This is a genomic window from Streptomyces mutabilis (genome assembly GCF_046628145.1).
Lineage (GTDB): Bacteria > Actinomycetota > Actinomycetes > Streptomycetales > Streptomycetaceae > Streptomyces > Streptomyces mutabilis.
The window spans coordinates 4,740,132-4,751,822 of record NZ_CP176874.1 but is presented as its reverse complement, the minus strand read 5'-3'; the positions used below and the strand labels follow the sequence as shown (position 1 = coordinate 4,751,822).

10 protein-coding genes are annotated in these 11,691 nt (G+C 71.9%); 6 read left to right on the top strand and 4 right to left on the bottom strand.

The annotated features are described in order from the left end of the window. The first annotated feature begins 27 nt into the window (after positions 1-27). The 3 genes from ACLIN4_RS21550 to ACLIN4_RS21540 all read left to right on the top strand — a co-directional run bounded on the left by ACLIN4_RS21550 (position 28) and on the right by ACLIN4_RS21540 (position 2,499). Complete coding sequence (locus ACLIN4_RS21550) at positions 28-1,518, top strand: PspC domain-containing protein (RefSeq protein ID WP_381911856.1); 1,491 nt, start codon at positions 28-30, stop codon at positions 1,516-1,518. Next, the gene (locus tag ACLIN4_RS21545; RefSeq protein ID WP_100045423.1) at positions 1,505-1,747 is read left to right on the top strand and encodes a hypothetical protein; all 243 of its coding nucleotides are present in this window, start codon (positions 1,505-1,507) and stop codon (positions 1,745-1,747) included. The genes ACLIN4_RS21550 and ACLIN4_RS21545 overlap by 14 nt, the downstream gene beginning before the upstream one ends. A 221-nt stretch (positions 1,748-1,968) precedes the next feature. After that, complete coding sequence (locus ACLIN4_RS21540; protein ID WP_179342590.1) at positions 1,969-2,499, top strand: DoxX family membrane protein; 531 nt, start codon at positions 1,969-1,971, stop codon at positions 2,497-2,499. A 53-nt stretch (positions 2,500-2,552) separates the two neighbouring features. On the opposite strand, the gene ACLIN4_RS21535 is transcribed toward ACLIN4_RS21540, so the two are convergent. Together ACLIN4_RS21535 and ACLIN4_RS21530 are read right to left on the bottom strand one after the other, a co-directional pair. Beyond that, positions 2,553-3,848, bottom strand: a complete 1,296-nt coding sequence (locus ACLIN4_RS21535) for a hypothetical protein (RefSeq protein ID WP_411576123.1) — start codon at positions 3,846-3,848, stop codon at positions 2,553-2,555. Positions 3,849-4,249: 401 nt separating this feature from the next. After that, the gene (locus ACLIN4_RS21530) at positions 4,250-5,053 is read right to left on the bottom strand and encodes a class II aldolase/adducin family protein (RefSeq protein ID WP_100045420.1); all 804 of its coding nucleotides are present in this window, start codon (positions 5,051-5,053) and stop codon (positions 4,250-4,252) included. A gap of 192 nt (positions 5,054-5,245) precedes the next feature. On the opposite strand from ACLIN4_RS21530, the gene ACLIN4_RS21525 reads away from it, so the two are divergent. Next, positions 5,246-5,746, top strand: a complete 501-nt coding sequence (locus tag ACLIN4_RS21525; protein ID WP_411576122.1) for a pyridoxamine 5'-phosphate oxidase family protein — start codon at positions 5,246-5,248, stop codon at positions 5,744-5,746. A gap of 3 nt (positions 5,747-5,749) precedes the next feature. Here ACLIN4_RS21525 and guaA read toward each other — a convergent pair whose 3' ends face one another. Further along, positions 5,750-7,330: a glutamine-hydrolyzing GMP synthase gene (guaA, locus tag ACLIN4_RS21520; RefSeq protein WP_100045417.1), complete on the bottom strand. Its 1,581-nt coding sequence runs from the start codon at positions 7,328-7,330 to the stop codon at positions 5,750-5,752. 347 nt (positions 7,331-7,677) lie between these two features. On the opposite strand from guaA, the gene ACLIN4_RS21515 reads away from it, so the two are divergent. Further along, positions 7,678-8,010, top strand: coding sequence for a chorismate mutase (locus ACLIN4_RS21515; RefSeq protein ID WP_107478915.1), 333 nt, complete (start codon positions 7,678-7,680; stop codon positions 8,008-8,010). Between the two features lie 658 nt (positions 8,011-8,668). After that, positions 8,669-9,754, top strand: coding sequence for an LAETG motif-containing sortase-dependent surface protein (locus ACLIN4_RS21510; RefSeq protein WP_382088913.1), 1,086 nt, complete (start codon positions 8,669-8,671; stop codon positions 9,752-9,754). An 85-nt stretch (positions 9,755-9,839) separates the two neighbouring features. On the opposite strand, the gene ACLIN4_RS21505 is transcribed toward ACLIN4_RS21510, so the two are convergent. Further along, a complete protein-coding gene (locus ACLIN4_RS21505; RefSeq protein ID WP_289904672.1) occupies positions 9,840-11,657 on the bottom strand; it encodes a GMC family oxidoreductase N-terminal domain-containing protein in 1,818 nt (605 codons plus the stop codon). Between the last annotated feature and the right edge of the window lie 34 nt (positions 11,658-11,691).

Below are 11,691 nucleotides of genomic sequence, written 5' to 3'. Positions count from 1 at the left end.
CGGCGTCGCGCCCGTCACCATGGACTCATGACAGATCACGAGCACGCCGCGACGGGTCCGGGACCCGGCCCCGGCCCGCGCCCTCCGCGGGGCGCCGGGCCGCAAGGTGCCGCGCCCGCCGCGGATGCCACGGGTGCCGCGGCAGGCCCGGGCGCCACCACCGGCACGGACACCACCGCCGGCGCGGGCGCCGGTGCCGCCACGGGTGTCATGTCCGACGCGGAGGCCGCCGGCGGCGATGTCCCCGGGCCGCCCCACAAGTTCCGGCGCGACCGGGAGCACAAGACGTTCGGCGGCGTGTGCGCCGGCCTCGGGCGTCAGTGCGACATGGACCCGGTGATCTTCCGGATCACCCTCGCGGTGCTCTCCGCGACCGGCGGCATCGGCCTCATCTTCTACGGCTTCGCCTGGCTCTTCGTCCCGTACGACGACGAGGACGAGAACGAGCTGCGCAAGCTGCTGACCGGCCGCGTCGACGGCCAGGCGCTGGCGGCCGTGCTGTTCGCCCTGGTCGGCTGCGGGGTCTTCCTGACCATGCTGAACAACGGCGGAGTGCTGACCTTCGCCGTGGTGCTCTCCCTCGTCCTCGCGGGTGCCGGGTACTGGTCACGGCACCGGCGCACGCCCGACCCCGACCCCCTGGCCACCCAGGCCGTCGCCGACGCCCCACCCGAGGCTCAAGCACCGCCGATCATGTACACCTGGCCCTCCTGGTGGCGCGAGCCCATAGTCAAGGACGGCACCCACGTCGGCGGGACCGGATATCTGTGGGGCCCGCCGGACTCCGAGGACCGTGACATCGCGGCGGCCGTCAACATCGGCCGCGGTGTCCCGGGCGACCGCGCCCCCGTGGGCGACCGGCGCCCGCGGCCCCCGCAGCCACGCGGCCCGCGCGGCATCGGCGGCTCGGTCTTCACCCTCGCCCTGCTGGCGGGCTTCTTCGGCACCCGCCTGACGTGGGACGAGCACCCGCTCGGCACCAGCCTGCAGACCGGCCTGGCCTGTGCCCTCGCCGTCTTCGGCATCGGCATCGCGATCAGCTCCTTCCTGGGGCGCACGGGAGCCGGTTCCGTCTTCCTTGCGGTCGTCACGGCCGGCCTGCTGGCCGGCTCCGCCGCCCTGCCCAAGGACGTCGGCACCGACTGGGTCCGCAAGACCTGGGAGCCCACGACGGCGACCGCCGTTCGCCAGCAGTACGACATCGGGGCCGGCAGCGGCACCCTGGATCTGTCCCGGCTGGATCTGGAAGAGGGGCAGACGGTGACCACCCGGGCCGACGTGGGGATGGGCCGAATACAGGTCGTGGTGCCGCAGGACGTGACCGTGCGGCTGAGCATCGAGGTGGGCGTGGGCGACATCCAGTTGCCCGGCGACGACAAGAAGGACGTGGACGTGGCACCGGGCAAGCACAAGGAGGTCACCCTGCCCCCCGCGACGGGCGGCAAGGACGCGGGCACTCTCGACCTCGACCTCCAGGTCGGCGTCGGCCAGGCGGAGGTGACCCGTGCTGCGTCATAGGTTCCAGCCCGGGCGCCTGGTCGCCGGCCTCTTCCTGACCCTTGCGGGCGTCATCTACGCCGGTGACGCGGGCGGTGCCTGGGAGACTCCGTGGTTCGTGGTGATCCCCGTCGTCATGGGCGGCCTCTGCCTCGCCGGAGCGGTCGGCGTCGTGGCCCGGTCCGCGCACCGGCGCCGGGGGACGCTCCGCGCGAAGGCGGACGAACCGCGGGCGGACCTGCCCGGCTGACGACCACCGTCCCGGCGTCACCCCGGCCCCGGCAAGGCGCCCCGCCCGGCCGACTCCACCGGCGCCGGGGAGGCGACGCGCGTGGGCGGGCCGCCGGGACGGCAGCTGTCGAAACCGACAGGAAGAAACCGGCCGAAGGAGGATTGAGCGGGGCTTCCGCGTCGTACGTATGGACTGATGAGGGGGTCTCGGCACGCGCGGGCGAGAGGCGGCTGGCAGTGATGACTCACGGTATGCGGACGGATGCGTACACCTCACACCCGGGCGGCGGCGGAGGCTGGCGGGACCACGCCACCCGCTACGCCCTCGTTCCTCTGCGGATCTTTCTGGGCGTCACGTTCATCTACGCCGGCCTCGACAAGCTCACCGACAGCGCCTTCATGAAGGACTCGGGCGCCGGTTCCGTCGGCGACATGATGCGGGCGGTCCGCGACTCCTCGGCCATCCCCTCCCTCGTCGACCTGGCCCTGAAGAGCCCCTCCGGCTTCGGTTACGCGATCGCCCTGGGCGAGCTGGCCGTCGGCATCGGCACGCTGCTCGGGCTGCTGACCCGTCTCGCCGCGCTCGGCGGCGCCCTGATCTCGCTCAGCCTCTGGCTGACCGTCAGTTGGGCCTCCGACCCGTACTACTACGGAAACGACCTTGCCTACCTCATGGCCTGGATCCCCCTCGTCCTGGCGGGCGCCCCGTTGCTGTCGCTGGATGCGGCACTGCGCTCCAGGCGGCACCGCGGGACGGGTGGGTACCGGTAGGAGCCGGCGGACGACGCCGGTGGGCGCACGGGTTCGGCGGGGGGCCGGCCTGGTCAGTCCGTCACGTCGATCGCGTACCGGTTGGTCTCCACTCCCGCGCTCGTGACCACCTGGACGTCCACCCGGCCCGGTTCGACGTCCGCCGGTACCGGGACCGTCAGCAGGTCGTCCGCGGGGTTGCTGAAGCCGCCGGTCACCGGCACCAGGGGGACGTGGACGTTGACCGCGCCGATGCGGACGACCATCCGGGAGAGGCGGTCCGCACGCTGGGCGCCCGGTGGTACGAAACCGGCGCCACGGATCTCGATGTCGTCGCCGGTGCGGATCGGCGCGTCCAGGTCGCCCGCCTCGCGGGCCCGGACCACGGAGAGGATCACGGGACGCCCGCCCTCCGCGTACTTGCCGGCCACGTAGGTCGCCGCCGACACCAGCACGACGACCGCCAGTCCCCACGGCAGGTCGGGCAGCTGGTCCGGGCGCCGGGCCAGCCGTACCGCCGCGAAGACCAGCGCGACCGCGCTGATCACGACGTACTGGATGTCGGCGAAGGTGCCGCGCCCGGCGTCGTCCGTCAGCAGGTCGGATGCGCGTGGCCGGTCCGCCCGCACCTTCTGCAGCCGCTGCGCCAGTACCCGCAGGCCGACCACCCGGCGCACCAGCACGGCGATCCCGCACACCACCGCGAGCACCGTCACGGCACCGGCCCCGCGGGTGAGTTCGAGCCCGGAGACCAGCGCGTCCCGCCGGGCGGGCCCCGAGGCCACCGCCAGCTGTCCGGCCAGGACGAGGACCGCGTACGCGACGAACAGCACCCAGGCCGCCGCCACGGCCCGGGACGTGGACAGGCGGTTGTCCTCACCGATCACCGGGGCCAGCGCCCCGCCCCGCGCCCGGTGGAACCACGAGGCCGCCGTCAGCGCGCCGGCCACGACCAGCGCCGCCGCGAGGCCCGCGGTGCGCGCCGCCGTCCAGCCGGTGCCGATGACGGTGAGCGACTGCACGAGGAGCAGCAGTACGACGCCGGCCCACACGGTGGCCGCCGTACGACGGCCGAGGCCCGCGAGCCACGCCTCGCCCTCGGCGCGACCGCGTTCGGCGACGACTTCCGCGGACTGGGTCAGCTCCTCGGAGACCCACTGCCGGGAGGCGGAGGCCGAGTGGGCCACCGCGGCCGGCAGCCCTTGACCGGCGGCGAACTCGTCGCGTCGCGACAGGAACGCGGCGACCGCCCGGCGGTGCCCCTCACGGGCGCCGTGCGGACAGTCCCCGCAGGTGCAGCCACCCCCGTGGACCGCCTCGTACGCGCCCTTGCCCGAGCCGCTCCCGTGTCTCGCCTCCTGCACCGCCACGCCCGACGCCCGCCTTCCCCGACCCCTGTGACAACCCGCGCGAACCGCGGTGAACCCAGCAACGACACCTGCACGGGGCGCCCACCGCGCCACCCGCGCCGGCCACCCCAAGTCCCATGGGACGACAGCGAATTGTGCCGCACAACGCACCCTGCGCGCCCGGCACCCCCACCCCCTCTGCCCAACGCGGGTGACACGCGGACCGCCATGTTGACCCGGCCCCGGGACCGGCCGCGAACCGCCTGCGGGAACCGGCCACGAACCGACTGCGGGAACCGGCCACGAACCCATCGCGGGGACCGGCCACGAACCGACTGCAGGAACCGGCCCCGAACCGGTTACAGGAACCGACCACGAACCGACTACAGGCACGCCCCCCAACCGCCTGCGGGCACCCGCCCTCAGTCGAAGAGATCCGGCTCGCCCCGGCTGATCTCCCGCCACAGCGGCTGGTAGTTGATCCACGCCACCAGATCGCCGCCGAGCTGCTCGCGGGTGGCCACCGCCTGCCGGTGTTCGATCAGCACCGGCCGGCCCGCCGCCCTCGCCGTCAGCTGCACCTGGCAGGACCGCTCCAGTGACAGGAACCACCAGGCCGCGGCGTCCACCGAGTCACCGACGGTGAGCAGCCCGTGGTTGCGCAGCACCAGTGCCTTTCCCGAACCGAGCACCCCGGCGATGCGCCGCCCTTCCTCAGCGTCGACCGTGACGCCGGAGTAGGTGTCGTACAGGGCGTGGTCCTCGTAGAAGGCGCAGCTCTCCTGCGTGATGGGGTCCAGCAGGTCGCCGAGGGCCGAGAGGGCGCGCCCGTGCACCGAGTGGCAGTGGGCCACCGCGACGACGTCCGGCCGGGCGGCGTGCACCTGGGCGTGGACGGTGAAGGCGGCCTGGTTCACGTGGTAGCGGCCCTCCACCACCTGGCCGTCGGAGTTGGCCAGCACCAGGTCGCTCACCGTGACGTGCCCGAACGGCATGCCGAACGGGTTGACCCAGAAGCAGTCGCTGTACTCGGGATCGCGGGCCGTGATGTGCCCGGAGACCCCGTCCTCGAACCCGTACCGGCCGAAGAGCCGCAGCGCGCCCGCGAGCCGTTCCTTGCGGTGCCGGCGCTCGTCCTCGACCGAGTCGTGCATCGGCGGCATCGCGAACCGCAGTCTGTCGGTGGGCAGCGGCGGGGGCGGGGTGGCCCCGGGCGTCCCGTGCATGTGTCTCTGTCCTTCGACGAGCGAGTCCGGCACCGGAGGTGCCCTACGCGTCGGGCACCGTAGTGCCGGGTGCCCCACGCGTCGGAAGTTACCGTCGGTGAGGCCGGGACGACAGCTTCCCGGCCGATACCGGGTCGATCCGCGGCCCGATACCGGACAGGGGGTGTCGGGTATCGGGTCCACACTCGACGTATGGCATCGAGCACCGCAACAGGCAGCACGACAGCGAACTGGTCCCGCTTCGCCACCGCCGAACCCGAGCTAGCCGCCACCGTCGAGGCGCGCTTCGGCGCCTACACCCACCACGTCCTCGCCACCCTGCGCAGGGACGGCTCGCCGCGCACCACCGGGCTGGAGGTGCGTTTCCTGGACGGCGAGCTGTGGCTCGGCATGATGCCGGGCTCGGTCAAGGCGCTCGACCTGCGCCGCGACCCGCGCTTCGCGCTGCAGGCGAACCCGGGGGACGGGACCGGGATGGGCGGCGGTGACGTGCGGATCGGCGGACGGGCGATCGAGGTCGAGGACTCCGCGACCCGGGCCCGGTACGTGAAAGAGGTGGAACCGCCGGAGCCGTTCCACCTCTTCCGTACCGAGCTGACGGAGGTCGTGCGGACCTACGTGGAGGACGACGCGCATCTCGTCGTCCAGGTCTGGCAGCCCGGAAAGCCCTTGCGCACCGTCAAGCGCACCTAGGGGCTACTCCCACTCGATCGTGCCCGGCGGCTTCGACGTCACGTCGAGGACGACGCGGTTGACGTCCTTGACCTCGTTGGTGATGCGGGTCGAGATCTTGGAGAGCACGTCGTACGGCAGCCGCGACCAGTCGGCCGTCATGGCGTCCTCGGAGGAGACGGGCCGCAGCACGATCGGGTGGCCGTAGGTGCGGCCGTCGCCCTGGACGCCGACGGAGCGGACGTCCGCGAGCAGCACCACCGGGCACTGCCAGATGTCGCGGTCGAGGCCCGCCGCGGTCAGCTCCTCGCGGGCGATGGCGTCGGCCTCACGGAGCAGGTCGAGCCGCTCCTTGGTGACCTCGCCGACGATGCGGATGCCGAGACCCGGGCCCGGGAAGGGCTGGCGCTGGACGATCTCGTCCGGCAGGCCCAGCTCCTGGCCGACCATCCGGACCTCGTCCTTGAACAGCTTGCGCAGCGGCTCGATGAGCTTGAACTCGAGGTCCTCGGGGAGCCCACCGACGTTGTGGTGCGACTTGATGTTGGCCGCGCCGGTGCCGCCGCCGGACTCGACGACGTCCGGGTAGAGGGTGCCCTGGACCAGGAACTCCACGGCCGGGCCCTCGTCGGCGATGATCTCGGCCTGGGCCTGCTCGAAGACCCGGATGAACTCGCGGCCGATGATCTTCCGCTTCTCCTCGGGGTCGGAGACCCCGGCCAGCGCCTTCAGGAACCGCTCGCTGGCGTCCACGACCTTCAGCTGCACGCCGGTCGCGGCGACGAAGTCCTTCTCGACCTGCTCGGTCTCACCCTTGCGCATCAGGCCGTGGTCGACGTAGACGCAGGTCAGCTGGGAGCCGATGGCCTTCTGGACGAGGGCGGCGGCGACCGCGGAGTCCACGCCGCCGGACAGGCCGCAGATGGCGCGCTTGTCGCCGACCTGCTCGCGGATGGCCGCGACCTGCTCCTCGATGACGTTGCCCGTGGTCCAGTCGGGGGCGAGACCCGCACCGCGGTACAGGAAGTGCTCCAGCACCTGCTGCCCGTGCGTGGAGTGCATCACCTCGGGGTGGTACTGGACGCCGTAGAGCTTCTTCTCGTCGTTCTCGAAGGCGGCGACCGGGACGACGTCCGTGGAGCCGGTGACGGTGAAGCCCTCGGGGGCGGCGGAGCAGGCGTCGCCGTGCGACATCCACACGGCCTGCTCGGCCGGGGTGCCCTCGAAGAGGGTGGAGGACGGCTTGGAGACCGTCAGGTCGGTGCGGCCGTACTCACGGGCGCCGGAGTTGTCGACGGTGCCGCCGAGGGTCTGCGCCATCAGCTGGAAGCCGTAGCACATGCCGAAGACGGGCACACCGGCCTCGAACAGGGCGCGGTCGACGGTCGGGGCGCCCGGCTCGTACACCGACGAGGGGCCACCGGAGAGGATGATGGCCGCCGGGTTCTTGGCGAGCATCTCGTCGACCGGCATGGAGCTCGGCACGACCTCGCTGTAGACCCGCGCCTCGCGGACGCGACGGGCGATGAGCTGGGCGTACTGCGCGCCGAAGTCGACGACCAGGACGGTGTCGGGGGCGGCGGCAGCGGGAGTCGCTGATGACACGGGGTGCCTTCCGGCGGTCGGGCGGGGGTCTTGTACTCCCGATTCTACCGAGGTGAGCAGGTGGCCCGTCCCGGCCGTGGTGCGCGGGCCGCCCCACGCACCACGTCTCACCATGCGAACCGCTTTGGACACGGAGCGTTCGGGGGGCATACTGGCGGCATGCTCACGCACCAGGCGTTCGTCTTTACCTATGGCAACCGGCCCACCGGCTGCCATGGTCGTGCTGCTTGAGCAACTGACAAGCGACTTCCCAGGCGCCCCGGGCCGACAAGGCCCGGGGCGCCTGTCGTTTCCGGTCCTGCCGAACCGGGGCACCGCCACCCACTCTGCGGCGAGGAGCCCACGACATGACCGTCACCACCGCACACACGACGACCGTGCACACCGCGACCGCGGACAGGACCGGCGCGGACAAGACCGGCGCCCGCACCCCCGAGGCCGCCGAGGTGATCACCGGCGCCCGGGAGCGCATCGACGCCCTCGACGACCGGATCATCGGGTTGATCCAGGAACGGATGGCCGTCTCCGCCGTCATCCAGCAGGCGCGGATCACCTCCGGCGGCCGGCGCGTGAACCTCTCCCGCGAGATGGAGGTCCTCGGCCACTACAGCGAGGCGCTGGGCAAGCCGGGTACGTCACTGGCGATGACACTGCTGGAGCTGTGCCGGGGCCGCGTCTGAACGCGTGTCCGTGCTCGCATCTGAGTTCGGGCGCCTTCTCACCCGTACGGCGCGTGACCGCCGCGCGGGACGCTTCGTTGGTCCCGGTGTCCGTGCCAGCCAGGGGCGGGCCCGAAAGAACCACGCGTGGCTCGCTGGGGCGATGAGACGTGCGGATCGTGCCGTACGTCGTGGGACCTCGCTCCAGGAAGTGACCGGACGGCAGGGGACAGCAGCCCGGTCACCCAAGAGAACGGCCGGCCCCGGGGACGCCCGGGGCCGGCCGACGGGAAACGTCCGGGCCCGGGACGTCCCCTCCCCCTCACAACCGCATGCACGACAGACCCGCGGCGCGACCCCCCCGGCGCCGCTCCGAGGCACCGGTGCCGCCCTGACGCCGGTGCTGACCGAGGAAGGGCCCCGCGGCCACGCCCCGCGGGGCCCTTCGCATGCCGGGCCCTCGCACGTGGGGCTCTCCGTTGCGGAGGACCTTCGCATGTGTGGCGCAGGACACATAAAGATTCCGTGAGTGCATGGGCAACCATTCACAGGCTTCGCTGATCAAACAGGCCGAACCGATCGAGCAGATCGGCCGAAGGGTCCACCGCGCCCACACGCGGAGGCCTCCTCAGAGCCCCGTACCGCCCGAGCGCGGTACGCCTGACTTCACGAGGTCTTCATGAAGCTTCGCCGCGCCATCGTGACCATGGCCGCGACGTCCGTCATCGCCCCGCTGGCACTGCTGTCGGCACCGGCCGCCTTCGCGACCGAGAGCCCCTCGCCGGCGGCGAGCGAAACGTCCGGAACCGGCACCACTGCCCCGGACGACCAGGCTTCTCCCACCGATGGGGAGACGTCTCCCACGGACGGGCAGAGCACGCCGTCCGACGCCGAGAGCACTCCCACCGACGAGGAGAGCACTCCCACCGACGCCCCGTCGACCCCGACCGACGGCGAGAGCACCCCCGGCTCGGGGACGACCGAGCCCGCGCCCTCGCCGTCGACGTCGGCGCCGACCGACGAGCCGACCGAGCCGGAGCTCCCCGAGGTCCCGGTCTGTGAGGAGATCGACGCCGACTACGCGGGTGCCAAGGTGTCCGCGGACATCAAGGGACTGCCGGGCAAGATCGTCGCCGGCGACGGCTACCACCCGTTCGAGCTCGTCGTCACCAACGAGTCGAAGACCGACGTCAAGGAGGTCGCCTTCTACGCCGAGGTGGAGAACTACGAGTTCGAGGACGAGTCCAAGTTCCTCAGCTCGTACGTCGACCTCGAGTTCAAGAACCCCGAGACCGGGGCCTGGGACCGCGTCGGTGACGACGACTGGGCCGGTGACTACTTCTTCTTCATGGAGAAGCTGAAGGCCAAGGCCACCCAGACCGTCGACATGAGGCTCAGCGTCGACGCCAAGGCCCCGGCCGGTGACGCCTACTCCTTCGCCTTCGGTGCCTACCTGGACGACATCGACGGCCAGGAGTGCATCGCCGCGGGCTGGAGCCAGTACGACTTCCAGATCCTGGCGTCCGGCTCCGGCAACCCGAACCCGGGCACCGCCAAGCCCAGCGACAAGGGTGACGACAAGGACGGCAAGATCTCGGTGAAGAAGCCGCAGGGCGACGTCTCGAAGCTGCCGACCGGCAGCCTCGCCGAGACCGGCTCCAGCTCGGCACTGCCGACGATCGGCCTCGTCGGCGGCCTCGCGGTCGTCGTCGGTGCCGGTGCCGTGTTCGTCGTCCGGCGTCGCAAGGCCGGTGCCCAGGCGTAACGCCTGACCGGCACGGCGTGCCGCAAGACGAGAAGGACCTGCGCTCGGAGGGGGGCGCAGGTCCTTCCCTTTGTCCCGCGGGCCGCTACTTCTTCGGCGGCACCGCCGGCATCCCGAGGAACGGCAGCCTCAGCGCGCCGAACGCCTCCGCCGGGACCGCCGGGGACTTGGGCTCGACGGGGGCCAGGCGCCGGTACTCCGTGCCCTGCGCCGGGCGCGGGTCCTCCTCGCCCTTGTTGGGCCAGTACGCCATCGCGCGCTCGGCCTGCGCCGTGATGGTCAGGGACGGGTTGACGCCCAGGTTCGCCGAGACCGCGGCGCCGTCGACGACGGAGATGCCGGGGTGGCCGTAGAGCCGGTGGTACGGATCGATGACGCCGGACTCGCGGGAGGCGCCGATCGGGCAGCCGCCCAGGAAGTGCGCGGTGAGCGGGGTGCCCATCAGTTCGCCGACGTTGGAGCCGGCGAAGCCGTTGATCTCGGCGGCGAGTGCGGAGGCGCCCTCGGTCGCGGCCTTGATCTGCTTGGGGTTGGGCGAGCCGTGGCCCTGGCGGGCGGTGAGCAGGCCCTTGCCGACGCCCGTCGGTTTCAGGTGCGTGGTCAGGGAGTTGTCCAGGGACTGCATCACCAGGCCGATGATGGTCCGCTCCGACCACTTGCGGTTGGAGAGCGAACGCAGGGCCAGCACGGGGTGCTTGGCCACGTGGCCCAGGAAGCCCAGGACGCGGGACGTGCCCGAGGCGGTGTGGCCGGCGTAGGGGACCTGGAGGATGGACAGGCCGCCCATGGAGTTGGAGCCCTTGCCGTAACGGACCGGCTCGATGTGGGTGTTGGCGTCCGGGTGGATCGACGAGGTGATGGCGACACCGCGCGTGAAGTCGGCGCGCGGCTCGCCGGTGGCCTTGCGGTAGCGCCGGTCGTCGGTCTGGGCGCCGACGAGGGCTTCGGAGTTGGTGCGGGTCAGCTCGCCGAGCCTGTCGGATATGTGCGGCAGCCGGCCGTTCGCCTTCATGCGGTGCAGCAGGGTCTGGGTGCCGTAGGTGCCGGCGGCGATGACGACGCGGCGGGCGGTGAAGGTGCGGCCGGCGCCCTTCTTCTTCCGGTCGGTGGGGAGGGTCGCCACGGCGAATCCGCCGCGCGAGTCCTCGGTGACCGACACGACCGATGTCATGGGGTGCACGACCGCGCCGGCCTTCTCGGCGAGGTACAGGTAGTTCTCGTTGAGGGTGTTCTTCGCGCCGTGCCGGCAGCCGGTCATGCACTCGCCGCACTCGTTGCACGCCTTGCGGTCGGGCCCCGCGCCGCCGAAGTAGGGGTCGGGCACCCGCTCGCCCGCCTTGGCCTTCACCGTGCCGTCGGCGTCCTCGCCGTCGCCGAAGAAGACGCCGACCGGCGCCATGTGGAAGGTGTCGCCGACCCCCATCCGCTGCGCGGCGGCCTTCAGGTGCACGTCGGAGGGGGTCATGGTCGGGTTGAGGCGGACGCCGAGCATGCGCTTGGCCTGGTCGTAGTACGGCGTCAGCTCGTCCTGCCAGTCGGTGATGTCACGCCACTGGGGGTCGTCGAAGAAGGGCTTCGGCGGTACGTAGAGGGTGTTGGCGTAGTTGAGGGAGCCGCCGCCGACGCCCGCGCCCGCCAGGACCATGACATTCCCGAGCAGGTGGATGCGCTGGATGCCGAACATGCCGAGCTTGGGGGCCCAGAGGTAGTTCTTGAGGTCCCAGGAGTTCTTCGGCAGCGACTCGCGGGTGAAGCGGCGGCCCGCTTCCAGGACGCCGACCCGGTATCCCTTCTCCGTCAGGCGGAGGGCGGAGACGGAGCCGCCGAAACCGGAACCCACGACGAGGACGTCGTAGTCGTACCCGTTCTCGTCCCGGGTCTGGACAGAGTTCTCCTGCGACACGTGCTCTCCTCGTTGAGAACGGGCGGTGGTGGGG